We start from the raw sequence: 24,380 nt of genomic DNA on the forward strand, positions 1-24,380 counted from the left end.
TCAGCTCTTGCGCGTGCGTTTCACCTTGCGCGCGACCGCCTTCTTCTTGGCGGCATCGCGGGCCGGTTTGCGCGGCCCCTTACCCGGGCCTTTGCGCGGCGGGCGCGTACCGGGCCGTCGGCCCTTACGGCGCTTGCCGTCGCCCGAGGGCATCCCCTGCCCTTCGACTTCCAGCAGTTCCAGCATCAGCCCGCCGGTGATCGGCACGGCCTCGGACAGCCGCACCCGGACGCGCTGCCCGATGGTGATGACCATGCCGGTATCGGAGCCCACCAGCTCCTGCGCCTCGCGGTCGAAATGGAAGAACTCGCGCCCGATCTCGCGGATCGGGATCAGCCCGTCCGCGCCGGTCTCGTCGAGCTTCACGAAGGCGCCGAATTTCTGCACGCCCGAGATGCGGCCCGTGAATTCGCTGCCCACCCGGTCCGACAGATAGGCCGCCAGATAGCGGTCGGTCGTGTCGCGTTCGGCTACCATCGAGCGGCGCTCGGTATCGGAAATCTGCTTCGCGGTATCTTCGAGGTTCTCGATATCCCACGCGCTCAACCCGTCCTTGCCCCAGCCATGGCCGAGGATCAGCGCGCGGTGCACGATCAGGTCGGAATAGCGCCGGATCGGCGAGGTGAAATGCGCGTAGGAGCGCAGCGCGAGACCGAAATGGCCGTAATTCGTCGGCGCGTAATAGGCCTGCGTCATCGAGCGCAACGTCGAGATGTTGATCAGCTCGTCGAACTCGGAGCCCTCGGACTGGCTGAGCAGATTGTTCAGATGCGCGGTCTGCAGCACCTGCCCCTTCGCCAGGGTGAAACCCGACGCCTGCGCCACTTCGCGCAAACTCTCGATCTTCTCGAGGCTGGGTTCTTCGTGAACACGATAGAGCAGCGGGCGACGCAGCTTCTCCAGTTCCTCGGCGGCCGCCACATTGGCCAGCACCATGAACTCCTCGATCAGCTTATGGGCATCGAGCCGCTCCTTGAACCGGATCGAGGCGACATGCCCGTCGTCGCCGATCACGATCTGCCGTTCGGGCAGGTCCAGCTCCAGCGGCTGACGGATCGCGCGGGCATGCTTGAGCGCCTCGTAAGCCTCGTAGATCGGATCGATGATCTCCTCGACCATCTCCTCGGTCTTCTCGTCCGGGTTGCCATCGCGCGCCGACTGCACCTGCCCGTATTCGAGCGAGCCGACCGAACGGATCATCCCGCGCGTGAAGCGATGCGAGACCTTGCGCCCCTGCGCGTCGATCTTCATCCGCACCGCCAATACCGCACGGTCCACATTCTCGTGGAGCGAGCACAGATCGCCCGAGAGGCTATCGGGCAGCATCGGCACGACGCGGTCGGGGAAATAGGTGGAGTTGCCGCGCTTGCGGGCCTCGCGGTCCAGCTCGGACCCCGGCGTGACGTAATGCGCCACGTCGGCAATCGCGACCCAGATCAGGAAGCCGCCGTCGTTCTTCGGATCGTCGTCGCGGATCACCAGAACGGCATCGTCGCGGTCGCGCGCATCCGCCGGGTCGATGGTGACGAAAGACAGCTTGCGCAGGTCTTCGCGATCCTCCAAGGGCGCGGGCTTGGCCGCATCGGCTTCGGCCACGACCGCATCGGGGAAATCGTCGGGGATGCCATGCTGATGGATCGCGATCAGCGACACGGCTTTCGGTGCGGACGGATCGCCCAGCACCTCGATCACGCGCGCCTTGGGCAGGCCCATGCGCCCGCGCGGCCCGGTCTGTTCGGCCTCGACCAGCTCGCCATCCTTGGCGCCCAGCGTGACCGCCGCCGGCACTTGCCATTCGTTGCCGACACCCTTGTCGATCGGCATGATCCGCCCGCCCTCGGCGTTCTTGCGGAAAATGCCGACGATGCGATGCGACGCCTGCCCGATCTTGCGGATCAGCCGCGCCTCGTAGCCGTAATCCTCATCCTCGACCGGGGTCAGGCGGCCGAGGATACGGTCGCCCTCGGCCAGCGTGGGATCGCCGTCCTTCGGAACGAAGAGCACCAAAGGCGCAGGCCCCTCGCCATTCCATTCGGCAGGCTCGGCCCATTGGTCGCCTTGGCTGTCCTCGCGCATCACGCGCAGCACGGAAACCGGCGGCAGCACATTGGGATCGCGGAAGTTGCGGCGGCGCTTCTCGATCAGGCCTTCATCGGCCATGTCCTGAGAATGCGCTTCAGCTCGATCTTCGCCTGCCCCTTCACACCGAAGGCCCGCGCGATATCGCGCTTGGCCCCTTGGTCGGGGTTGTCGTTCAGCCAGTCGAGGATTTGCTGGCGCGAGGGGATGGGGGCGGGTTTGCTCATGGGTTTGCCTAACATGGGGCGTGAGGGGCGTCACTCAAAGAGTGTTGCGCTATTCGTGGGTGTCGAGGGGGCGCTGCCCCCGCGCGTAGGCGCGCATGGCTTGGGCGGAGGGGGCTCTGCCCCCGCGCTGACGCGCCCCCCGGGATACTTGGATCAAGAGGAAGCTCAGAGCGGTTTTTCCATATCGCGATGCGGGATGCCCGCGTCGTCGTAATCTTCGCCGTAGGGCACGAAGCCGAGCTTCTCGTAGAACGGGATCGCGTAGCTCTGGGCCGAGAGATAGGCGCGGGTACAGCCCATCTCAGCGAACCGCTCGCAGGCGTCGCGCACCAGCGCCGCGCCAAGCCCGGTGCCACGCGCGGATTTCGCCACGCAGATGCGACCGATCTTGCCGGTCTCCTCCTTGCGGATCAGCCTTGCGGTCCCGAGCGGCGTGCCCTCCTCGCTGGCCAGCAAATGGACCGCCTGATCGTCGAGATCGTCCCATTCCTCGGGCTCGGGAATGCCCTGTTCTTCGATGAACACGGCCCGGCGCAGCGCGTGGCAGGGCGTGTAATCGGTGACCGGCTCGATCTTGATCATGCGAAGTAGTCTTTCAGGATGCGGGCATAGACGCGTGTGAGCGCTTCGATCTGGTCGAGGGGCACACGTTCGTCCACCTGATGCATCGTCGCGCCGACAAGGCCGAATTCCACGACCGGGCAGTGATCCTTTACGAAGCGCGCATCCGAGGTGCCGCCCGAGGTGGACAGCTCCGGCGCGCGGCCCGTTTCCGCCTCGACCGATTTCGCGACGAGATCGACGAAGGGACCGGGCGGGGTGACGAAGCTTTCGCCCGAGATATCGGGGTTGAGCGCGATACGGATGCCGGTCTCGGCGGCGATCTCGGAGGCCATCGCCTCGGCCCAGGCGATCAGCCCCTCGCCCGTATGCGCATCGTTGAAGCGAATATTCACGGTCGCGCGTGCCTTGGCCGGGATCACGTTATTGGCCGGGTTGCCGCAATCGATGGTGGTGATCTGCAGGCTCGACGGCTGGAAATGATCGGTGCCGTGGTCGAGCGGCTCTGCGGTCATCCGGCCCAGCAGATCGACCAGCGCATGCAGCGGGTTCTTCGCGCGATGCGGATAGGCGGCATGGCCCTGCACGCCCTCGGCCTCGATATAGAAGCTGAGCGAGCCACGCCGCCCGATCTTCATCATCTCGCCCATCTCATTGGGGCAGGTCGGCTCACCCACGAGGCAGACTGACATCGCCTCGCCCTCGGCCTTCATCCAATCCAGAAGCGCCCGCGTGCCGTCGCGGCCCGGCCCTTCCTCGTCGCCGGTGATGGCGAGGATCACCGCACCGTCGGGCGGCGTCTCGGTCACGAAATCCACCGCTGCCGCGGCAAAGGCCGCCACGGCGGTCTTCATATCAGTCGCCCCGCGCCCCCACATCACGCCGTCGACGACCTCGGCGCCGAAGGGATCATGGGTCCAGGCGGCGGCATCGCCCACCGGCACGACATCCGTGTGCCCGTTGAAGCCGAAGCTTTTCGCCGCCCCCTTCGCGCCCCAGCGCGCATAAAGGTTCGGCGTGCCATTGCGATCGACGCGCGTGCAGGTGAAGCCTGCTTCCGTCAGCAGGCCTTCCAGCAAGACCAGCGCGCCGCCCTCCTCCGGGGTCACCGAGGGGCAGCGGATCAGATCGGCGCTCAGGCGGATGGGATCGGTCGTCATGGGCACTCCTTTTCAGCGCTACAGGCTTAGAGCGCCGAGGCCCTCGGGGCAATGGCTGTTGCAGGCTCGACACCGGGCGCAAGTGACGCAAAGACAGGGGCTACCCAAAGGCAGGTCGCGGTGTCATGATATGTCAAAAGCAAAAGCCCGAAATCGGGCATATCGAGCAGGGCAAAGCCCGGAGTCAGACGCAACAGACCCACGCGCGGCCCATTCAGGCGGCGTGCGTTTTCCGTGTCGGTTTCCCCGGGCGCGGAGACAGGCATGGGATCAAAGCAGCATTCGGAGCGTCGCGGATGAGGGCGCAACAGGGCTGGATCGGTGCGCAGATCGCACATCGCGGCGCGGTGAGGTTCGACGAGCGCAGGTTGCCGGAGCTGCTCGCACGCGGCAGCCTGATGCTAGAGTTCACCCTGATGCGCGGCGAGCAATCGCCCCTGCCGCTGATCCATCTGCATCAGCGCGAAGGCTGGCGGAATTTCCTCTCGCTCAATCTCGATGTCGACGGACGGATCGTGCTGGCGCAGCGGCGCGGCGCGGCGGTTCATGCGATCTCGATCGACGCCACGCAGGAGCGGCTGACCGGCGGGCGGATGCGGCTGAGCTGGCGCTGGGACGGACCGGGACGCGAGAGCCTGCTGACGCTGGAGGCGCTCGATCAGCGCACGATCCGGCAGCAGGCGGGCGTGGCGCCGCTGCCGCTGACCCGTGACGAGGCCGCGGCCCTGCTCGATCCGGCGGGGCCCGCGCGGATCGGGCCGCGCGTCGATTGGCTGGCGCTTGGCGATCATCTGCAACCGATGGGACCGGCGGGCTGCTTCGCCCCCGCGACCCCGATCCAGACGCCGGAGGGCGTGGTGCCAGCGGCGCGGCTTCGCGCGGGCGATCTGGTCGAGACCGTCGACGCCGGACCGCAGCCGGTGCTGTGGTCTGGCCGGGTCAGCCTGCCTTCGCTGGGTCATCTGCGTCCGGTGAAGCTCTGTGCGCCGGTCTTCTCCGCACGACAGGATCTGTGGGTCATGCCGCAGCACCGTGTGGCGCTGAGCGGGCCGTCGGTGGATTTCATCTTCGGCGAGGACGAGGTGCTCATCGAGGCGCGCTCGCTGGCCGATGGCTGCGCCGCGCTGCAACCCGATTGCCCCGGCGTGCTCGAATGGCACGGGCTGTTGCTGGGCGGCCATCACCTGCTGATCGCGGATGGCTGCAAGCTGGAGAGCCTGCATATCGGGCGGCTCGCCCGGCAACCGCTTCTGGCGGCGACCACGGCCTTTGCGGGGCTTGTGCGCGAGGGCGGGGTGCCGCTCCATCGCAAGCCGGTGCGCAAGATCGTCTCGGGCTATGAGGCGAAGACGCTAGCCTCCGCCCGCCGTCAGGGGCTGCGCCCCTTCGTGGCTTAACCCATCAGCGCACGGCGCAGCAGGTTCAGCCCGGCCACGCCCAGCAGGATCAGTGTCCACCACCGGAATCGCACCGGGTCGAGCCGGTCCTGCGCCTTGAAGCCCAGCCTCATCCCTGCCAGCGCGGGCAGGATCATCAAAAGCGACAGCGGGATCGTCTGCGCGTTCAGCACGCCCGAGACCAGATGCGAGCCGGTCAGGATGATCGCGCCGGTCAGGAAGACGACGCCAAGGATGCGCACGGCCTCCTGTTTCGGTGCGTCGATCGAGATCAGGTAGATGATCAGCGGCGGCCCCCAGATCCCCGAAATCCCGCCATAGAGCCCCGCGACGATGCCCAGCCCCGTCTCGGTCAGCGCCCGGTGGCGCGTGGGCATCGGGATCTGACGTCCCGAGATCTGCCAGATCGAGAAGGCGACGATCGGCCCGCCCAAGAGCGCGTACATCACCGGCTGCGGGATCACATCGACGAGGGTCGCGCTGATCGGGATGAAGACGATGATCATCGCGATGAACAGCCGGTAATTCTTGATCGACCCCACCGCCGCGCCGACCCCTTGACGGAAGGCCTGCATCACGTTGGTCACCAGCGTCGGCAGGATCAGAAGCGCCAGCGCCTGATGCGGCGGCAGGAAGGATGCGAAGCTCGACAGCATGATCATCGGCATCGCGAAACCGACCGCGCCTTTCACGAAACCTGCGAAAAGCGTGACTCCAAGCGCCGCGAATATTTGCCAAACTTCCATTCCGAACATGCGCGTTCCCTTCTCCTGTCCCGCGTCGCTTCTACCGGGTTACGCAGCGGGATGCAGCCGTGAAGCGACGTGAAATCAGGCGGATACCCGACCACGCCGACAACCTCCGCGACATTATCCGTCGCAATTGTCGCCACTGGCGAATTTTTATTGCGCTGCGGTTGCGAAGTAACTAGACAGGCTGCAACTGCAGAATAAGGAGCCGACTCATGGCACATGACGGGGCCGATATGCCGACGACGATCATTCTGGACGACCTGATGGGCCTTGCGGAGGCGAGCCTGCCCGAACTGGAGACGCTGGTCTCCGATGCGACCTCGAGCCTGCGCGCCGCGACCGAGAAAGACGGCCGCATTTCCGGTGCCGCTCTCGAGGCGAACCAATATCGCGCCCACGGTCTTGCCTGGCTGACCACCTATCAGCAGTCGCTCAAGCAACTGCACGGCTGGGCCGCACGTCTGGCCGAGGAAGGAAAACTGGGCGAGATGGAGAAGCTGATCGTGCAGATCGGCTTCGGCGAATATCTCGCGCAGATCGCGGGCGGCATCCAGATGAACCAGGGCGAGATGGTGCGCCTGGCCGATATGGACGTCAGCTGGACCCCGTCCGAGGCCGCCGCAAAACTGATCGCCGAGGGCAATTCCAACGCCGCCCGGATGCGTCTGGTCGAGCTGATGCGCGACGTGCAGGGCCGCTCGATCTTCGGGCAGTCGGGTCTCGACGAAGACCTCGAGATGATCCGCGAGCAGTTCTACCGCTATGCCGAAGACCGCGTGAAGCCGAACGCGCATGAATGGCACCTCAAGGACGAGCTGATCCCGATGGAGATCATCGAGGAGCTCGCCGAACTGGGCGTCTTCGGCCTGACCATTCCGGAAGAATATGGCGGGCTGGGCCTGTCGAAAGCCTCGATGGTCGTCGTGACCGAGGAGCTTTCGCGCGGCTACATCGGCGTGGGCTCGCTCGGCACCCGGTCCGAGATCGCCGCCGAGCTGATCATCTGCGGCGGCACAGAGGAGCAGAAGCAGAAATGGCTTCCGGGCCTGTCGTCGGGCGAAATCCTGTCGACCGCCGTGTTCACCGAACCGAATACCGGCTCGGATCTGGGCTCCTTGCGCACCCGCGCGGTCAAGGATGGCGACGACTGGCTGATCACCGGCAACAAGACCTGGATCACCCATGCGCAGCGCACCCATGTAATGACGCTGCTCGCACGCACCGATCCCGCGACCGACAACTACAAGGGGCTGTCGATGTTCCTGGCCGAGAAGACGCCGGGCACCGATGACAACCCCTTCCCCACCGAGGGCATGACCGGCGGCGAGATCGAAGTGCTCGGCTATCGCGGCATGAAGGAATACGAGCTCGGCTTCGACAATTTCCGCGTGAAGGGCGAGAACCTTCTGGGCGGCGAAGAGGGCAAGGGCTTCAAGCAACTCATGGAGACGTTCGAATCCGCCCGCATCCAGACCGCCGCCCGCGCCGTGGGCGTGGCGCAATCGGCGCTGGAGATCGGGATGCAATACGCGATCGACCGCAAGCAATTCGGCAAGTCGCTGATCGAATTCCCGCGCGTGTCGTCGAAGCTCGCGATGATGGCGGTGGAGACGATGATCGCCCGCCAGCTGACCTATTTCTCGGCCTGGGAAAAGGATCACGGCCACCGCTGCGATCTGGAAGCCGGTATGGCGAAACTGCTGGGCGCGCGGGTGGCTTGGGCCGCAGCGGATAACGCGCTGCAGATCCATGGCGGCAACGGCTTCGCGCTGGAATACCAGATCAGCCGCATCCTCTGCGACGCGCGTATCCTGAACATCTTCGAGGGTGCCGCCGAGATTCAGGCGCAGGTTATCGCGCGGCGTCTCCTCGGCTGAGCCAGCGAAACTCTATTCAACGGGGCGATGCGGGCGAACCTCGCATCGCCCCGTTCTGATTTGACACCCGTGCAACGCCCCCGCAAGCTGAACGACGAGGTTCAGCACAATGGAGGGCGCATGGCTCGCACAATTCTGGTCACAGGCATCACCGGCTTCATCGCCAAACGCATTGCCTATGACCTTCTGGCGCAGGGCGAGATCGTGCGCGGCACGCTGCGCAAGGCCAGCCGCGGCGAGGAGGTGAAAGCCGCCTTGAGCGACCTCGGCCCCGAAGCGCTGGAACGGCTGAGCTTCGTCGAGGCCGATCTGATGGCGGATAAGGGCTGGGACGCGGCAATGGTGGGGGTCGATGCCGTGATCCACACCGCCTCCCCCTTCCCGCTCAGCAAGCCCAAGAACGAGGCCGAGGTGATCCAGCCTGCGGTCGAGGGCACCAAGCGGGTCCTGACAGCGGCACAAGCGGCGGGCGTGACCCGCGTGATCCAGACGTCGTCGATGGAGGCGGTGATGCATGGCGTGACCTCTGACCCAATGACCGAGCGCGACTGGTCGAACCCGCGCGCGCCGACCTGTAGCCCCTATACGCGCTCGAAGATTTTCGCCGAGGAAGCGGCGTGGGAATTCATCGAGGATCATCACGAGATGCGTCTGACCGTGATCAATCCCGGCCTCGTCTGCGGCACGCCGATGGATCGCCATACCGGCTCGTCCGTCGCGGTGATCGAGCGGCTGATGGCGGGCAAGGACCCGATGGCGCCGGAGTTCGATATTCCGGTGGTCGATGTGGCCGATGTCTCCGCCTGCCATGTCGCGGCGCTCGACCGGACCGAGAGCATCGGTCGCCGCTACATCTGTGCGGAAAGCTTCATGTCCTTCCTCGAGATGGCGCGCGTGCTGAAGGCCGAGTTCCCCGAGCGCAAGATCCCGACGCGGAAGGCGCCGAACTGGATCGTCTCGATCCTCGCGCTGTTCGACGAGCAGATCGCGCTGATCAAGCCGATGCTGGGGATGAAGATGCACCTCAGCCACGAGGCCGCGACCCGCGATCTTGGGGTAGAGTTCGTGTCCGCCGCCGAGGCCGTGCGCCGCACCGGACATTTCATCGTGCAGAAATAGCGTTGCGCTCGCCCGGTTTCGCGGCCAAATCTGGCGCGAGGAACTGGAGGGGCGCAGATGATCCGCGACGCAAGACCGCAAGACGCAGAGGCGATCACCGAGATTTACAATGACGCGGTGCGCAACACGACCGCGATCTGGAACGAGATCGAGGTCGGCCCCGAGAACCGCCGCGCCTATATCACGGATCGGCAGGCGGCGGGCTATCCGGTGCTGGTCTGGGAGGAAGACGGGCGCGCCGTGGGCTATGCGAGCTTCGGCCCGTTCCGCCCCCATGACGGCTATCACCTGAGCGTCGAGCATTCCGTCTATGTCCACCGCGACCACCGCGCGGGCGGCAAGGGCGCGAAGCTGATGGAAGCGCTGATCGCGCGCGCCAAGGAAGGCGGTTTCCACGTCATGGTCGGCGCGATCGACGCCGCGAATGAGGGCTCGATCCGGCTGCATGAGCGGCTTGGCTTCACGCAGGTGGGCTTGATGCCGCAGGTGGGCAAGAAGTTCGGGCGCTGGCTGGATCTCGCTCTGCTGACGCTGTTGCTGGACGATCGCGAGCGGCCTTGAGCTTGAGGTGAGGGCTGCGCCCGACCCTTGGGTGGGCGCTGTACTCCGCCCGTGGCTTGGCGCTTTATCTTGCAAGCCCGCATGCCTCACGTGCCCGCGATGGCATCGCCAATGCGCCCTCCCGGGGGGAGGGTCGGGCGCGGCCCGGGGCTGGTCGCCCCGCGCCAGGCTTTATGAGCTACCGCGCACTGCGCCGCAGCAAATCCACGAAACGCTGCCGCGCCTCGGGCAAGGGCCGATCGCCCAGATCCGGCGCCATCCGCTCGCCAAGGAAGAACCCGGTCAGCCGCAGCCCCTGCACGATCTCGCCAAGGCTCGCAGGCCCCTGCCCCAGCAGGCAGAGCGGCAGCGGCAACAGTCTCGGCGCCCATTCCCCGGCCCCTTGCCGGCTCACCGCACGGCCCGAGCGCGGGCTGACATAGGCCAGATCGTCGCGCGACCCGGTCACCGCGCAGCGCGACAGGTCGAGCCCGTAGCCCATCTCCTCCAGCAGCCCCAACTCCCAGCGCAGATAGGTCGGCACCCAGTCGCCGCCCTCGGCCATCGCATCGAACAGCGCCTCGGAGGCCATGAACAACGCGTCATGCGCCTCACGTTCGGGCAAGGTGAACCGCAGAAGCGCCGTCGCCGCGTTCAGCCCGGCCAGCGCCTGCCGGTCCGACAGGATCACCGCGCGGCTTTGCAGCGGCTCGATCGTGAAGCTGCCGAGGTGATCTTCCAGCCGCGCGCGCCACGTCGCCGTGACCCGGTTTCCCGGCTGCAAGATCCCCGTCATCTTGCGCGACGCCCCACCGCGCACGACGCCCGCATGTCGCCCATGCGCCGAGGTGAACAGCTCGACGATCATCGAGCTTTCGCCATGCGGTCGTGCCGAGAGGATCGTGCCGAGGTCTTGCCAGTCCATGCGAGGGACTATCCTTTCCGTGACGTTGCGGCGCAAGCGGCTTCGTGAATTGCGCAGACGTCGCGCGCCGCACTAGCTTCACACCCATGAAACGCGCCTCGATCCTTTTTGCCGCCCTGATCGCCCTCGTCGAGTTGGCGGCGTTTGGCGCGAGCTTCCTCAACAACATGGCCGAACACCCCCACGCCGCCGTGCCGCTGGGCATCCTGTGGCTGATGTTTCGCTATTTCACGATCTGGACGAATACGCTCGTGGGCCTCGCCTTCGGCTGGATGGCGTGGCGCAAGCGGGCACTGGCCAAGCCGTTCCTCGCGGCGCTGGTGCTGTGGATCCTGATCGTCGGCGTGGTCTACCACCTGCTGCTGGCGGGCGACGCGCCGCTGCACGGGCTCGATTACGTCTCGAACCTGCTCTACCACACCGCAGCGCCGATCCTTGTGCCGGTCTGGTGGCTGGCCTTCGCGCCGAAAGGCGGGCTGACGAGCCATCACGCCGTGATCTGGCTGACCTGGCCGCTCGTCTATCTGGTCTATGCGGTGATCCGCGGGCTGGAGACCGGGTTCTACCCGTATTTCTTCCTCAACCTAGACAGGCTCGGATGGGGCGGGCTGGGCCTGTGGTGCGTGAAGTTCCTCGTGGCCTTCTGGATCGGCGGGCTGGTGATCGTGACCTTGGGTCGCGGGCTCAACCGGCTCGGGATCAGCCGCTGAGGCCGTCCTCGTCCAGCATCGTGCGCCCTTCGCGGCTCTCGATTTCGATCACCCAGAGGTCCGGGTCGAAACTGCGTTGCTTGCGGATGCTGGCATCGACCTCGGCCTCGGGACCGTCATGCAACAGCATCCACGCGCTCTCTCCGGTCATCAGGTCGGCGCGCCGCTCGTAGCTTTGCGCGGTCCCGTCGAGCCGCGCGCATTTCACCAGCACGGCCCCCGAAGACGCCTGCCCATGCGCGGTGACATAGGCCGGGATGTTCGCCAGCTCCAGCCGCTTGAGATAGGCGCGGACCCAGAAATCCGTGGTCAGACGCCCCTCGCTCATCACTTCGAGTCCTTGAAATCGAGACCCATCTCGGAATAGCGCTCGGCCTCTTCCAGCCAGTTCGGGCGCACCTTCACCTGCAGGAACAGATGCACGGGCCGGTCGAGAAACTCGATCAGCTCTTCGCGCGCGGCTTTCGAGATCGCCTTGATCGTCTCGCCGCCCTTGCCGAGGATGATCCCCTTATGGCCGTCGCGGGCGACATAGATCACCTGATCGATCCGCGCGGAGCCGTCCTTGCGCTCTTCCCAGCTCTCGGTCTCGACGGTGAGCTGATAGGGCAGTTCTTCATGCAGGCGCAGCGTCAGCTTCTCGCGGGTGATCTCGGCGGCGATCATGCGCATCGGCAGATCGGCAATCTGATCTTCGGGATAAAGCCACGGCCCCTCGGGCATCTCGCCCGCAAGCCATTCCTTGAGATCCTGCACGCCGTAGCCACGCTCGGCCGAGATCATGAAGGTCTTGGTGAACTGGTACGCCTCGTTGAGCTTCGCAGTCAGGCCCAGAAGCTCCTCGGATTTCACCTTGTCGATCTTGTTGATCGCAAGCGCCACCGGCTGCGTGCCTTCGCGACCGCGCAGGGCTTCAAGGATGCTCTCGACACCCGGCGTCAGTCCGCGATGCGCCTCGACCAGCAGAACGATCATGTCGGCATCGGCCGCCCCGCCCCAAGCCGCGTTGACCATCGCGCGGTCCAGACGACGGCGCGGGCGGAAGATGCCGGGCGTGTCGACGAAGACGATCTGGCTCTGGCCTTCCATTGCGACGCCGCGAATACGGGCGCGGGTGGTCTGCACCTTATGGGTGACGATCGAGACCTTCGCGCCAACCATCGCGTTGAGCAGCGTGGATTTGCCCGCATTGGGCTCTCCGATCAGGGCGACGAAACCGGCGCGTGTGGTCATGGGTGTTCCTTTTTGGCGATACGCGAAAGCGATACGGGGCGCGGGGTAGCTTATAACGGCGCGCGTTGCCAGTCATCTTGTCATGTGGCGGAGAGTAGCGGCTGACCGCCGGGTGGGCGGGATACCTGTGTGGTCTGCGCTTAATCGGGCAAAATCCGCAAGAGCTGTCCGCGCGCGATAGTGTCGAAAGCGCCCGCCCGAGGGGGCGGTCGGGCGCTGCCCGGGCCGCTTCGCGGCTGATCCGGGCCGTGGCTTAGCCCTCGGCGCCGTCTTCCAGACGTTTCAGCAGCGTCTTCGCCGCCGTCATCTCGCCCTGACGTTTCGAGCCGGCCTTCGCCGTTTCGCGCGCACCGTTCTCCAACGTCACCTGCACGGTAAAATTGGGGGCGTGGTCGGGACCTTCGCGATGGATGATCTCGTAGCGCGGCGGCGGCAGGCCGCGGGCCTGCGCCCATTCCTGCAGCGCGGTTTTCGGGTCGCGCGCGTCTTCCTCGACGCTGTCGAGCCGGTCTTCCCAAAGCCGCAGGATCAGCACCTTCGCCGCGTCGAACCCGCCATCGAGATAGACCGCGGCGATCACCGCCTCCATCGCGTCGCCCAGCAACGCCAGCTTGCGCCGCCCGCCGGTCATCATTTCGGACCGGCCGAGTTTGAGCACAGCGCCAAGGTCGATCTTGCGGGCGATATCGGCGCAGGCTTCCTTGCGCACGAGCGCGTTGAAGCGCGGCGCCATCTGGCCCTCGGAAGCCGCACGGTCGCCCAGGAACAAAGCCTCGGCCATCACGAGGCCCAGAACGCGGTCTCCCAGAAATTCCAGCCGCTGGTTGTCGGGCCGGGTCGGCGTGGAGATCGAACTATGTGTCAGCGCGCGCGCGAGCAGCTCGGGCCGTTTGAACTTGTGCCCGAGGCGCTGCTCGAATGCCTTGATCTCCGCGCTTAGCTTCAATTGATCGCCTTGAAGAACCGATCCGGACGCCAGGTCCAGAAGTAGAACAGCGAACGACCCGCCGAGGAGAACATCACCCGGTCGGCCCGGCCGATCAGGTTCTCTTTCGGGACGAAGCCGAGACCGCCCACCGATTGCGGGAAGCGGCTGTCTTCGGAGTTGTCGCGGTTGTCGCCCATGAAGAAATACATGCCCTCGGGCACGGTGTAGACGGGCGTGTTGTCCACGGGGCCGTCATTGTTGATCTGCAGAATGTCATGCGTGACGCCATTGGGCAGCGTCTCGGCATAGCGTTTCTTGATGCAGGTATCGCCCATGCCGACCGGCGAGTTCGAGCAGCGCGGCAGCAGCCCCTGCGGACCCTGCGGCTGCATGACTTCCTCGAAATCGGGCTCGGGCTTCATCTCGACCGCCTTGCCGTTGATCTGCAGCACGCCGTTGATCATCTGGATCTTGTCGCCCGGCAGGCCGATCAGACGCTTGATGAAATCGACGTTCTTGGTCGGGTGACGGAACACCACGACGTCGCCGCGTTCGGGGTCGCTGGCCAGCAGGCGCCCGTCGAAGGGGCAGGCCGAGAACGGGCAGGAGTAACGCGAATAGCCATAGGCCATCTTGTTCACGAAGAGGAAGTCGCCGATCAGCAGCGTGTCCTTCATCGAGCCGGAGGGAATCCAGAAGGGCTGGAAGAACAGCGTGCGGAACACCCCCGCGATCACCAGTGCCCAGACAATCGTCTTGATCGTGTCGAGGATACCGCCCTCGGCCTTGTTCTTCGCCATTATCTCTTACCCTGCCTCAAAATTCCTTGGCCTCAATACGCGGCCTCGCGCCCGAGTCAAGAAAGCTTGCGGGCCTCGATCACGACGAAGGCCTGCGCCCAGGGGTGGTCATCGGTCAGCGTCACATGGATGACGGACTCGTAACCCTCTGGTGTCATTTCCTTAAGCCGGTCCGCCGCCCAGCCCGTGACCTGCATCACCGGCTGTCCCGTTGGCAGATTCGTGACCGCCATATCCTTCCATGCGATGCCCATGCGCAACCCGGTTCCAAGCGCTTTGGAACAGGCCTCCTTCGCCGCCCAGCGCTTGGCATAGGTGCCCGCCACATCCTTGCGTCGCTCGGCCTTGCGCTGCTCGGTCTCGGTGAAGACGCGATTGCGGAAGCGGTCGCCGAAGCGGTCGAGCGTGCGCTCGATCCGCTCGATATTCGCGAGATCGGTGCCGATGCCGAGGATCATGCCGCCTCAGCCCCGCGCCGCATCCATCAGCTTGCGCATATGCACGATCGCGGGACCGAGCCCCACGAAGATCGCCTCTGAGATCAGGAAATGGCCGATGTTCAACTCGCGGATCTGCTTCATCTCGGCGATCGGCTCGACCGTCTCATAGGTAAGACCGTGGCCCGCATGCACCTCCAGCCCGAGGCTGTCGGCATAGGCCGCCCCTGCTTTCAGCGCCTCCAGCTCGGCATCGCGGGCGGCGAAATCGCCCGCGTAATGCATGTCGCAGAAATGGCCCGTATGCAGCTCGATCACCTGCGCGCCGATCTTGGCGGAGGCTTCGATCTGCGCCGGGTCGTGGCCGATGAACATCGACACGCGGATGCCCGCCTCGACGAGCGGCCCCACGTAATCGGTCAGCCGCGACAGATCGCCCGCGACGTCGAGACCGCCTTCGGTCGTCACCTCTTCGCGCTTTTCCGGCACGATGCAGCAGGCATGGGGCAGATGACGCAGCGCGATCTCCTGCATCTCCGGCGTCGCGGCCATCTCGAAATTCAGCGGGATGTCGATGCCGCTGCGCAGCGCATCGATATCGGCGTCACGGATATGACGACGGTCTTCGCGCAGATGCGCGGTGATTCCGTCGGCCCCGGCCTGTTCGGCCAGACGCGCGGCGCGCAGCGGGTCGGGATAGGCCGAGCCGCGGGCATTCCGCACGGTGGCCACGTGATCGATATTCACACCAAGGCGCAAAGGTTTGGGCATCGGGCTCTCCGCAATAAGTCTCGCAGGAGTATGCCTGCGCGCGCAGGCGGGGAAAAGACCTGCGATTGTATCGGTTTCAGAACGGGACCGGCGCGGTGAAGGTCATATGCATGCCGCCATCTGGATGCCGAAAGCGCAGGGTTTCGGCATGGAGCATCAGGCGCTCGAACGCCTGCGCCGGGCCTTCGGCATACAGCGGATCGCCGAGGATCGGGTGGCCAAGTTCGGCCATATGCACCCGCAGCTGGTGGCTTCGCCCGGTGATCGGCATCAGCCGCACCCGCGTCGTGCCGTCCTCATGGCGCATCACCCGCCAGTCGGTCTGAGCGGGGCGGCCGTTCTCGTGATCGACATGCTGGCGCGGACGGTTCGGCCAGTCGACACACAGCGGCAGATCGACCCGGCCTTCCTTCTCGGCCAGTTCCCCCCAGAGCCGCGCCTGATAGGCTTTCTTGGTCTGGCGCTTCTCGAATTGCAGACCGAGATGGCGCTGCGCATGGGGCGTCAGCGCGAAGACCATAACGCCCGAGGTATCGGTATCGAGCCGGTGGACCAGCAACACCTCGGGGTAAATCCCCCGCAGCCGCGCAATCAGGCAATCGGCCTTGTCCGGCCCCTTGCCGGGCACGGACAGCAGCCCCGCCTGCTTGTCGACCACGAGGATTTCGTGATCGGCATGAAGGATGCGCGGGGCCTCCTGCGGAGGGTCATAGACGTAACTCATGCGCTGCGAGATGCACTGCGCCGCCTGTCGGGTCAAGCCTCAGGGCGATTGCGGCGGCCCCGGCTCGATCTCGTAGTAATCGCCCTTATCGGCCACGAAGATATGCTCCGCCATCGAAAGCCCCGTCGGCAGATCGAGCGTACCCGCCGCGATCGAGATCCGCCCCTCACCGTCCAGCCGCCAGAACACAGAGCTGCCGCAGACCGCGCAAAAGCCCCGCTCCGCCGTCTCTGACGAACGATACCAGCGCAGCCCGTCGCGGTTGATCAGCACAAGCTGATGGTCATCGATCTGCGACGAGGCCCAGATATGGCCGGACGTCTTGCGGCATTGGCTGCAATGGCACGCCAGCACGGGCCGCATGTCGCCCTCGATCTCGTAGCTGACCGCCCCGCACAGGCACGCGCCGGTATGTTTCATCGCTTCCTCACAAATGGCCGAACACATCTTTCAGGATCGCTTCCAGCGCCTTTGCGTCGGCCTCAGTAAACGCATCGGGCTGGTCGCTGTCGATATCGAGCACCGCGATGATACCACGCTGCGCATGGACCGGGATCACCAGTTCCGAGCGGGTGGAGCTGGCGCAGGCGATATGGCCCGGGAAGGCCTCGACATCGGGCACGAGCTGCGTCGCGCCTTCGCGCGCCGCCGCCCCGCAGACCCCGCGCGAAAACGGGATCACGAGGCAGCCATGCCCACCCTGATAGGGGCCGATCTTCATCAGTTCCGGTTCGGTGACCCGGTAGAACCCGGTCCAGTCGAAGCGGTCATCCGCATGATGGATTTCGCAGGCCAGCGTCGCCATCAGCGCGACCTCGTCGGTTTCGCCCTCGGTCAGCGCGGCGATGCGTTTCGCCAGATCGTCGTAATCCACGCTCATACCCGTTCGATCGCGATGGCCGTGCCCTCGCCCCCACCGATGCAGATCGCGGCCACGCCGCGCTTGAGATCAGCCTTTTCCAGCGCATTGAGCAGAGTCACGATGATCCGCGCACCCGACGCGCCGATCGGATGGCCAAGCGCACAGGCGCCGCCATTCACATTCACCTTGTGATGCGAGATGCCCAGCTTGTGCATGAAGGCCATCGGCACGACCGCGAAGGCCTCGTTGACCTCCCACAGATCGACGTCATCGACCGTCCAGCCAAGCTTTTTCAGGAGCTTCTCCGCCGCCGGGACCGGCGCCGTCGGGAAATCGGCGGGCGCCTGCGCATGGCTCGCATGACCCAGAATGCGGGCGCGGATCGGCAGGCCCTCGGCCTTCGCCGCAGCTTCTGACGCCAGCACCAGCGCCGCCGCCCCGTCCGAGATCGAGGACGAATTCGCCGCCGTCACCGTGCCGTCCTTGCGGAAGGCGGGCTTGAGATGCGGGATCTTGTCGGGGCGCGCATTGCCCGGCTGCTCGTCGATCGCGACCACGGTCTCGCCCTTGCGGGTTTTCACGGTCACCGGCGCGATCTCGTCGGCGAAGGCCCCGGATTTCTCCGCTGCAACGGCCCGGTTCAGCGACGCCATCGCGTAATCGTCCTGCGCCTCACGCGTGAACTGGAACGCCTGCGCACAATCCTCGGCAAAGGTGCCCATCAGCCGCCCCTTGTCATAGGCATCCTCCAGCCCGTCGAGGAACATGTGATCGAGCGCCTGAGCATGCCCGAGCCGCGCCCCTGCGCGCATCTTCGGCAGCATGTAGGGCGCGTTGGTCATGCTCTCCATGCCGCCCGCGACCATCACCCCGGTCTGGCCGAGCGCGATCTGGTCATAGGCCACCATCGCCGCTTTCATGCCCGAGCCGCACATCTTGTTCAGCGTCGTCGCGGGCACCTCCTCGCCAAGGCCCGCCGCGAAGCCTGCCTGCCGCGCGGGCGCCTGCCCCTGACCTGCGGGCAGCACGCAGCCCATCAGAACTTCCTCGATCCGCGCAGGCGCGACGCCCGCACCTTCCATAGCCGCCTTGATGGCGGTCCCGCCCAGTTCCGACGCAGGCACACCTGCAAACACGCCCTGCATTCCGCCCATCGGCGTGCGCGAGGCTCCGACGATCACCACGTTTTCCATGATACCCTCCAAAATTCTGTCCCACGGATACCGAATGGTAAGCATTGCCGTCTAGCCTTCCCGTCAGATCAACCGTGGGAGTCGGACATGAACCTCACTGCCGAAGCGCTGGAAGGCGCGCTTGTCGTCCATCTGGCCGAGGCGCGGCTGGATGCTGCCATCGCGATCCGGTTCAAGGAAAGAATGCGCGATGTGACCGTGCAACCGGCGGCGCGGGTGCTGCTGGACCTCTCGAAGGTGGAGTTTCTCGACAGTTCGGGCCTCGGCGCGGTGGTGGCGGTGATGAAATCGCTCGCGCCAACCCGACAGCTGGAGCTTTGCGGGCTGACGCCGAATGTCGCGAAGGTTTTTCGCCTGACCCGGATGGATTCGGTGCTGCCGATCCACGCCGACATCGAAGCCGCGCTGGGGGAGGGGCGGAAATATGCGTAAGCGTGTCAGACCGAAATCGCCGCCCAGCACCGCGCGCCCAAGCCCGCACCCGCAGCAGGCGGAAGTGCGGGTCTTCAACCTCAGCTTCGCGGCGACGCCGATCGCGGTGCGCGACGCGCTGCGGGCAGCCGTGGCGCGTTTCATCCGTCTGATGACCGAGGAAGAGGCCGGGACGCTCGAATTGATTCTCGCGGAGATCCTCAACAACATCGTCGAGCATGGCTACGGCGATAGCGGCAAAGGGACGATCTCGCTCTCCATCGCGCGCGACGGTAAGGGGCTCACCTGCTCGGTCAGCGACGACGGGGTCGCACTGCCTCCGGCCTGCCTCGATCTGGAAGACCGCGACCCGGAGCGGCCCGACCCAAGCAGCCTGCCCGAAGGTGGTTTCGGCTGGTTCCTGATCCGCGATCTGGCGACCGATCTGGGCTATCACCGCGAGGAGGGGCGCAATCTGCTCGCCTTCCGCATGCCGCTAGACCCGATCGAGATGCGACAGGCGGGATAGGCCCCCTGCCCGACCCGCGGCCTTGCACCATGGGAGGCGCGGTTCAGTTCAGTTGGAATTGCAGCCGGTAGGAGCCATTGCCGAATTCGCCGAAGAGGTCCTCGAGATCGGGATGGCTTACCGGCTCGCCGGAGAAATCCGCGACGAGGTTCTGCTCGGACACATAGGCCACGTAATAGCTTTCGTCGTTCTCGGCGAGCAGGTGGTAATAGGGCTGATCCTTGGACGGGCGCGACTCCTCGGGAATCGCGTCATACCACTCCTGCGAGTTGGAGAAGATCGCATCGACATCGAACACCACCCCGCGGAACGGGTGGTTGCGATGCCGCACCACTTGGCCGATGTGATATTTCGCGTGCGTGGTATGCATATCTATCCTCATACCTCAATTCTAATTCGTGAAACCGCTCAGGTCCACGTTTTCGCCTCATTTCCGCCGGAAACAGATTGTCCGATTCGTCGCGACAGTCCGCTGATCCTGTGCGTTTCCCGGTTTTCGAACGGGCCAATTACGCATAGACTGACAAAAAACAAGGCCGTCAGAGCAAAGAAGAGCAGCTATGAAGAAATACCTCGCCCTCGGCGTAGTGCTTGCGGTGGCCGCCTGCGGAGGCGGACCGTCCAAGCCCCCGCGTAATCTTGATGACGCCTGCGCGATCATCAAAGAACGCCCGCAATACTTCAACGCCATGCGCCGGACGGAGGCCCGCTGGGGCGTTCCGGTCGCCGTGCAGATGGCCACGATCCACCAGGAAAGCAAGTTCGACGGCAATGCGAAGACGCCGCAGCGCTTCGCGCTCGGGATCATCCCACTGGGCCGTCAAAGCTCCGCCTATGGCTACAGCCAAGCCCTAGACGGCACCTGGGATGAGTATCGCGAAGACACCCATCGCTTCGGTGCAAGGCGCAATCGCATCGCCGACGCCACCGATTTCATGGGTTGGTACATGGACGGCACGCAGAAGAAGCTCGGCATCTCCAAGGCCGACGCGCGCAACCAGTATCTGGCCTATCACGAAGGGCGCGGCGGCTACTCGCGCGGGTCACACCGGTCGAAATCCTGGCTTCTTGCCGTCGCCAACCGTGTCGCATCCCGCGCGCAGATGTATCAGATTCAACTGCAATCCTGCCGGCGCTGAGCAATCAGCGCCGCTGGGCCAATGCCTGATCGATGGAGAACATCGACGTGGCGAAGTTGCCGCCCTTTTGCAGGTTGTTCAGGATCGTCGTGGTCTTCTCGCCCGACTGGTTGGTGATCACCCATTGGCGCAGCTCGACCGGCCCGTCGGTGAAGACCAGCTGAATATTCCCGTATTCAGGATGCTGCGGATCCTGTGCGGTCACGATCGTCTTCGGCCCGTCCGTCGTGTAGCCGACGACCATGCCGTTGCGATTCAGGTCGATATTGCGCCCGAGGATCAGGTTCAGCGGCGTCTTCACCAGCGGATATTGCTCCGGCGGCTGGTTCGATTTCGGATCGAACACCGCGACCCGGTTGGCCGAGGCCAGCACGAGCGTCTTGTCGTTATTGTACTGAAAGCGCGCCCGACCGGGCCGCTTGATGAACAGCTTGCCGGTCGAGATCGACCCGTCCGAGTTGACCTGCGTGAAATCCGCCGAGGCGGAGGTCAGCGAGTTCAGATAGGACGATATCTGATTCAACGAGACTTTCCCGGCCGAGGCCGGAAGGGCGAGCGCCAGCGTGAAGATCGCGGCGAGCAGGATGCGGATCTGTTTCATGACCATAGATTTAGGCACTCCTTGCGAAAGCGGAAGTCCCGCCGTAACGCGCCAATCGCGCTGCGGGTCCGTCTTGAGCGCATTTGCGCCTAACAGGGGATGTCATTCAATAACAGCGCCCCCGTATCGGATCACGGCGCCCGGCGGTCGTCCCGAGTAAGGGGCCCCTGAAACGCAAAGCGCCCCGAGGTATTCCCCGGGGCGCGTCGCATTTCTGATTGTGACCGGCTTACTGCTGCTCGGGCACGAGGATTTCGCGCTTGCCGACATGGTTGGCCGAGGACACGATGCCCTGATCTTCCATCTGCTCCACGAGGCGCGCGGCCTTGTTATAGCCGATGCCCAGCTTGCGCTGGATGTAGGAGGTCGAGCATTTGCGATCCTTTATCACGATGCCCACCGCCTGATCGTAGAGCGCATCCTCACCGCCGGTATTGCCACCGGTGTTGAGGCCGAGCACCGCGTCGATATCGCTCGCCGTGTCGTCATCGGGGCCTTCGACCACGCCCGACATGTATTCCGGCGGACCGAAGCTCTTGAGGTGGTTGACGATTTCCTCGACTTCCTCGTCGGAGACGAACGGCCCGTGGCAACGGGTGATCTTGCCGCCGCCTGCCATGTAGAGCATGTCGCCCATGCCCAGAAGCTGCTCGGCGCCCTGCTCACCCAGAATGGTGCGCGAGTCGATCTTCGACGTCACCTGGAAGGAGATCCGGGTCGGGAAGTTCGCCTTGATCGTGCCGGTGATGACATCGACCGAGGGACGCTGCGTGGCCATGATCAGGTGGATGCCCGAAGCCCGCGCCATCTGCGCCAGACGCTGGATGCAGGCCTCGATCTCCTTGCCCGCGACCATCATCAGATCGGCCATCTCGTCGACGATGACGACGATATAGGGGAAAGGCTCGGGCTGGAATTCATCCGTCTCGAAGATCGGCTCGCCGGTTTCCTCGTCGAAGCCGGTCTGCACGGTGCGCTTGAACATCTCGCCCTTGTCGAGGCTTTCCTTCACGCGCCCGTTGTAGCCCTCGATATTCCGCACGCCCATCTTGGACATTTTGCGATAGCGCTCTTCCATCTCCGAGACGACCCATTTCAGGGCGACGACCGCCTTCTTCGGGTCGGTCACAACCGGCGACAGCAGATGCGGAATGCCGTCATAGACGGAGAGTTCGAGCATCTTCGGGTCGATCATGATCAGGCGGCACTCTTCCGGCGTCAGACGGTAGAGCAGCGACAGGATCATCGTGTTGATCGCCACCGACTTACCCGAGCCGGTCGTCCCCGCGATCAGCAGGTGGGGCATCTTGGCGAGGTTGGTCACGATCGGCTCGCCGCCGATCGTCTTGCCCAGAGCCAGCGGCAGCTTGATGTTCTTGTCGTCGAAATCGCGCGCCGAGAGGATCTCGCGCAGCACGACCTTTTCGCGGTGATCGTTCGGCAGTTCGATACCGATCACCGAGCGGCCCGGCACGGTCGAGACACGTGCCGACAGCGCCGACATCGAGCGGGCGATATCGTCGGCCAGACCGATCACGCGGCTGGCTTTCAGACCCGGCGCGGGCTCAAGCTCATACATGGTGACGACGGGGCCGGGGCGGACCGAGACGATCTCGCCCTTCACGCCGTAATCGTCGAGCACGGTTTCGAGCATCCGCGCGTTCTCTTCCAGCGCCTCATCCGAGAGCTGGTGACGCTGGATCGTCGTGGGGTTGGTCAGCAGCGACAGCGGCGGCATCTCGAAAGGCGCGGTTTTCGGCTTCTCGAAAGCCATCTTCGGCTGCGCCTCTTCGATCGCGCGACGCGAGGGGGCTGCGGGTTTCGCCGCAGGCTGCACGACGCGCTTCGGCTCGGGCTGCTTGATGACCTGACGGTCGAGACCTCGCGCAGAGGCCGGAATCTCCGGCACCACGTCTTCCTCGATCCATTGCGCAGCGCCCGTCTCGTCGAAGGAGTGCGGCTCGCCTGCGTAGAAATGCTCGGTGCGCATGTCGCGGGGATCGGCCTCGAAGCCTTCGTAATCCGGGTGGGTCCAGTCGCGGCTGTCGTCGCCCGTATAGTCATAGTCCTGCGCGACCTGCTCAGCCGCCGTCATTTGCGGCTCGTCGGCACCGGCATAGGCCATTTCGGGCGCATGCTCGGCGGCAGCGGCAGGTGCGCCAAAGCCCGGCATGAAGCGCGGCTTGGCCTTGAGCGGCGGCTCGGCGCGCAGTTGCGGTTCGGCCCGCAGCGGCGGCTCCTGATGCACGACCTGCGGCTGGCGCGGTGCGCGCGCAAGGCGCTTGGCGACGGCGGCCAGAACCGAGGCCGAAGGACGCGGCTGCTCCGGCTCGGGGTCGGCGAAGGTCTCGGGCATATCGTGATGCAGCGGGGCCTCAGGCTCGGGCGCGTAATCGGTCACGATCGGCGCCGACTTGCGGTTCTGCACCGCCTGGCTGATCCGGGCGCGAATGCGATCCTCGGTCGGCGCCGCAGGCTGCGGCTGGTCGTCCCAATAGGGCTCAGTCTCGAACAGTTCGGGCGAGGCGTCGTAGGGATCGTAATCCGGCTCCACCGGGCGACGGATCCGCGACAGGAAGGACGGACGTGCCGCCGGGGCCGCTTCGACCTCGGGCGCCCAGTCATGCGCGGCATAGGCCTGTTGCTCTTCCCAAGCCGCCAGCTCTGCGGCGCGTTCGGCCGCTTCCGCGCGGCGCTGACGCGCACGCTCTGCCGCCGAACGAGCCCCCATGACCGAAGCCGATGCCCCACGGCCCAGAATGTTCATCGCGCCGACATAGATCGCGACCGTGCCCAGCCACATGAAGCGCGTGATCGCTTGCAGCTCAGGCTTGGTGAAGCCGAGAACGAAGGTCGCCATGGCCAGCATCGCCGCCGCGAGGACCAGCGACAGAAGCTTCAGTCCGACCACGCCCGAGATCGGGACGATCCCGAGCATCGCGCCCGCGATCATGTCGCCGAAATGCCCACCGAGGCCAAAGGCCTGCCCCCATTGATCGCCCGGCACCAGAAGGGCCGCGTAAACGGCGGCGACGGCCACTGCGATCGGGAAGAAGATCATCCGTGACACGAGACGCTCTTCGCCGCGATGGGTGATCATGCGCAGTCCCCAGGCCACCAGCGCCGCGGGCAGCAGCCACGCGCCGTGCCCGACGATCACGAACAGGGGCGAGGCGATCCCGGCGCCGATCCGGCCCAGCCAGTTCTGCACCGGCTCATCCGAGGACGCCATCCAGCTTGGATCTTCGGGGTGATAGGAGAAAAGCATCATCGCGGCGAGCAGGCCGAAGACGACCAGCAGCCCCCCTACCAACTCTTTGCCACGCCGTTCCAGAACGGCTTGCGTGTCCTGATCGAAAAGCGGATCGCGCTGTCGAACCTGATAAGATGCCATAACCTACCGTC

The 24,380-nt window shown here is 65.1% G+C and carries 25 protein-coding genes and 1 pseudogene; 8 read left to right on the forward strand and 18 right to left on the reverse strand.

Annotation, left to right across the window (positions count from 1 at the left end):
• The 3 genes and pseudogenes from rnr to dapE all read right to left on the reverse strand — a co-directional run bounded on the left by rnr (nucleotide 1) and on the right by dapE (nucleotide 4,027).
• A pseudogene (rnr, locus tag AKL02_RS18785) lies at nucleotides 1-2,306 on the reverse strand (ribonuclease R).
• A 165-nt stretch (nucleotides 2,307-2,471) separates the two neighbouring features.
• Nucleotides 2,472-2,885: a GNAT family N-acetyltransferase gene (locus tag AKL02_RS18790; protein WP_408648144.1), complete on the reverse strand. Its 414-nt coding sequence runs from the start codon at nucleotides 2,883-2,885 to the stop codon at nucleotides 2,472-2,474.
• Complete coding sequence (gene dapE / locus AKL02_RS18795; RefSeq protein WP_083077988.1) at nucleotides 2,885-4,027, reverse strand: succinyl-diaminopimelate desuccinylase; 1,143 nt, start codon at nucleotides 4,025-4,027, stop codon at nucleotides 2,885-2,887. Before dapE ends, AKL02_RS18790 begins: the two co-directional genes overlap by 1 nt.
• A gap of 296 nt (nucleotides 4,028-4,323) precedes the next feature.
• Here dapE and AKL02_RS18800 point away from each other — a divergent pair, with 296 nt between their 5' ends.
• Nucleotides 4,324-5,424, forward strand: coding sequence for a Hint domain-containing protein (locus tag AKL02_RS18800; protein WP_133051961.1), 1,101 nt, complete (start codon nucleotides 4,324-4,326; stop codon nucleotides 5,422-5,424).
• On the opposite strand, the gene AKL02_RS18805 is transcribed toward AKL02_RS18800, so the two are convergent.
• Entirely contained in the window at nucleotides 5,421-6,179 is a 759-nt protein-coding gene (locus AKL02_RS18805; protein WP_083077990.1) for a sulfite exporter TauE/SafE family protein, read from the reverse strand. The two genes, AKL02_RS18800 and AKL02_RS18805, sit on opposite strands and share 4 nt — an antisense overlap.
• A 209-nt stretch (nucleotides 6,180-6,388) precedes the next feature.
• On the opposite strand from AKL02_RS18805, the gene AKL02_RS18810 reads away from it, so the two are divergent.
• The 3 genes from AKL02_RS18810 (at nucleotide 6,389) to AKL02_RS18820 (ending at nucleotide 9,733) form a co-directional block, all read left to right on the forward strand.
• Entirely contained in the window at nucleotides 6,389-8,053 is a 1,665-nt protein-coding gene (locus tag AKL02_RS18810) for an acyl-CoA dehydrogenase family protein (protein ID WP_083077991.1), read from the forward strand.
• Nucleotides 8,054-8,173: 120 nt separating this feature from the next.
• On the forward strand, nucleotides 8,174-9,172 hold the full coding sequence (locus tag AKL02_RS18815; RefSeq protein WP_165756983.1) for an NAD-dependent epimerase/dehydratase family protein: 999 nt from the start codon (nucleotides 8,174-8,176) through the stop codon (nucleotides 9,170-9,172).
• Nucleotides 9,173-9,229: 57 nt separating this feature from the next.
• Entirely contained in the window at nucleotides 9,230-9,733 is a 504-nt protein-coding gene (locus AKL02_RS18820) for a GNAT family N-acetyltransferase (RefSeq protein ID WP_083077993.1), read from the forward strand.
• Nucleotides 9,734-9,911: 178 nt separating this feature from the next.
• On the opposite strand, the gene recO is transcribed toward AKL02_RS18820, so the two are convergent.
• Entirely contained in the window at nucleotides 9,912-10,637 is a 726-nt protein-coding gene (recO, locus tag AKL02_RS18825; protein ID WP_083077994.1) for a DNA repair protein RecO, read from the reverse strand.
• Nucleotides 10,638-10,723: 86 nt separating this feature from the next.
• On the opposite strand from recO, the gene AKL02_RS18830 reads away from it, so the two are divergent.
• Nucleotides 10,724-11,347, forward strand: a complete 624-nt coding sequence (locus AKL02_RS18830) for a Pr6Pr family membrane protein (protein ID WP_083077995.1) — start codon at nucleotides 10,724-10,726, stop codon at nucleotides 11,345-11,347.
• Here AKL02_RS18830 and AKL02_RS18835 read toward each other — a convergent pair.
• The 10 genes from AKL02_RS18835 to AKL02_RS18880 form a co-directional block, all read right to left on the reverse strand.
• A complete protein-coding gene (locus tag AKL02_RS18835; RefSeq protein WP_083077996.1) occupies nucleotides 11,337-11,675 on the reverse strand; it encodes a DUF1491 family protein in 339 nt (112 codons plus the stop codon). The genes AKL02_RS18830 and AKL02_RS18835 overlap by 11 nt on opposite strands.
• Nucleotides 11,675-12,580 (reverse strand): GTPase Era, encoded by a 906-nt coding sequence (era, locus tag AKL02_RS18840; RefSeq protein WP_078600868.1) that lies wholly within the window; start codon nucleotides 12,578-12,580, stop codon nucleotides 11,675-11,677. The genes AKL02_RS18835 and era overlap by 1 nt, the downstream gene beginning before the upstream one ends.
• A gap of 253 nt (nucleotides 12,581-12,833) precedes the next feature.
• Nucleotides 12,834-13,526 (reverse strand): ribonuclease III, encoded by a 693-nt coding sequence (rnc, locus tag AKL02_RS18845; protein WP_083077997.1) that lies wholly within the window; start codon nucleotides 13,524-13,526, stop codon nucleotides 12,834-12,836.
• The gene (lepB, locus tag AKL02_RS18850; RefSeq protein WP_093477024.1) at nucleotides 13,523-14,308 is read right to left on the reverse strand and encodes a signal peptidase I; all 786 of its coding nucleotides are present in this window, start codon (nucleotides 14,306-14,308) and stop codon (nucleotides 13,523-13,525) included. Before lepB ends, rnc begins: the two co-directional genes overlap by 4 nt.
• Nucleotides 14,309-14,364: 56 nt before the next feature.
• Nucleotides 14,365-14,766, reverse strand: a complete 402-nt coding sequence (acpS, locus tag AKL02_RS18855; RefSeq protein ID WP_083077998.1) for a holo-ACP synthase — start codon at nucleotides 14,764-14,766, stop codon at nucleotides 14,365-14,367.
• Between the two features lie 6 nt (nucleotides 14,767-14,772).
• Entirely contained in the window at nucleotides 14,773-15,516 is a 744-nt protein-coding gene (locus AKL02_RS18860) for a pyridoxine 5'-phosphate synthase (protein ID WP_083077999.1), read from the reverse strand.
• Nucleotides 15,517-15,592: 76 nt separating this feature from the next.
• Entirely contained in the window at nucleotides 15,593-16,240 is a 648-nt protein-coding gene (locus tag AKL02_RS18865) for an RluA family pseudouridine synthase (RefSeq protein ID WP_078542542.1), read from the reverse strand.
• 39 nt (nucleotides 16,241-16,279) lie between these two features.
• Complete coding sequence (locus AKL02_RS18870) at nucleotides 16,280-16,660, reverse strand: GFA family protein (protein WP_083078000.1); 381 nt, start codon at nucleotides 16,658-16,660, stop codon at nucleotides 16,280-16,282.
• A 7-nt stretch (nucleotides 16,661-16,667) separates the two neighbouring features.
• A complete protein-coding gene (locus AKL02_RS18875) occupies nucleotides 16,668-17,120 on the reverse strand; it encodes a free L-methionine (R)-S-oxide reductase MsrC (RefSeq protein ID WP_083078001.1) in 453 nt (150 codons plus the stop codon).
• Nucleotides 17,117-18,295 carry a thiolase family protein gene (locus AKL02_RS18880; RefSeq protein ID WP_083078002.1) on the reverse strand — a complete coding sequence of 393 codons (1,179 nt, stop codon included), beginning with the start codon at nucleotides 18,293-18,295 and terminating at the stop codon, nucleotides 17,117-17,119. Before AKL02_RS18880 ends, AKL02_RS18875 begins: the two co-directional genes overlap by 4 nt.
• Before the next feature lie 87 nt (nucleotides 18,296-18,382).
• On the opposite strand from AKL02_RS18880, the gene AKL02_RS18885 reads away from it, so the two are divergent.
• Nucleotides 18,383-18,727, forward strand: a complete 345-nt coding sequence (locus AKL02_RS18885) for an STAS domain-containing protein (protein ID WP_083078003.1) — start codon at nucleotides 18,383-18,385, stop codon at nucleotides 18,725-18,727.
• A complete protein-coding gene (locus AKL02_RS18890; RefSeq protein WP_083078004.1) occupies nucleotides 18,720-19,235 on the forward strand; it encodes an ATP-binding protein in 516 nt (171 codons plus the stop codon). The genes AKL02_RS18885 and AKL02_RS18890 overlap by 8 nt, the downstream gene beginning before the upstream one ends.
• Before the next feature lie 43 nt (nucleotides 19,236-19,278).
• On the opposite strand, the gene hspQ is transcribed toward AKL02_RS18890, so the two are convergent.
• Complete coding sequence (hspQ, locus tag AKL02_RS18895) at nucleotides 19,279-19,605, reverse strand: heat shock protein HspQ (protein ID WP_078521487.1); 327 nt, start codon at nucleotides 19,603-19,605, stop codon at nucleotides 19,279-19,281.
• 190 nt (nucleotides 19,606-19,795) lie between these two features.
• Here hspQ and AKL02_RS18900 point away from each other — a divergent pair, with 190 nt between their 5' ends.
• Complete coding sequence (locus tag AKL02_RS18900; protein ID WP_083078005.1) at nucleotides 19,796-20,374, forward strand: transglycosylase SLT domain-containing protein; 579 nt, start codon at nucleotides 19,796-19,798, stop codon at nucleotides 20,372-20,374.
• A 4-nt stretch (nucleotides 20,375-20,378) separates the two neighbouring features.
• On the opposite strand, the gene AKL02_RS18905 is transcribed toward AKL02_RS18900, so the two are convergent.
• Together AKL02_RS18905 and AKL02_RS18910 are read right to left on the reverse strand one after the other, a co-directional pair.
• Nucleotides 20,379-20,975 carry a LolA family protein gene (locus AKL02_RS18905; RefSeq protein WP_078542610.1) on the reverse strand — a complete coding sequence of 199 codons (597 nt, stop codon included), beginning with the start codon at nucleotides 20,973-20,975 and terminating at the stop codon, nucleotides 20,379-20,381.
• 229 nt (nucleotides 20,976-21,204) lie between these two features.
• Nucleotides 21,205-24,369: a DNA translocase FtsK gene (locus tag AKL02_RS18910; protein WP_083078006.1), complete on the reverse strand. Its 3,165-nt coding sequence runs from the start codon at nucleotides 24,367-24,369 to the stop codon at nucleotides 21,205-21,207.
• Nucleotides 24,370-24,380 lie beyond the last annotated feature (11 nt).

This window comes from Thioclava electrotropha (genome assembly GCF_002085925.2).
Taxonomy (GTDB): Bacteria; Pseudomonadota; Alphaproteobacteria; order Rhodobacterales; family Rhodobacteraceae; genus Thioclava; species Thioclava electrotropha.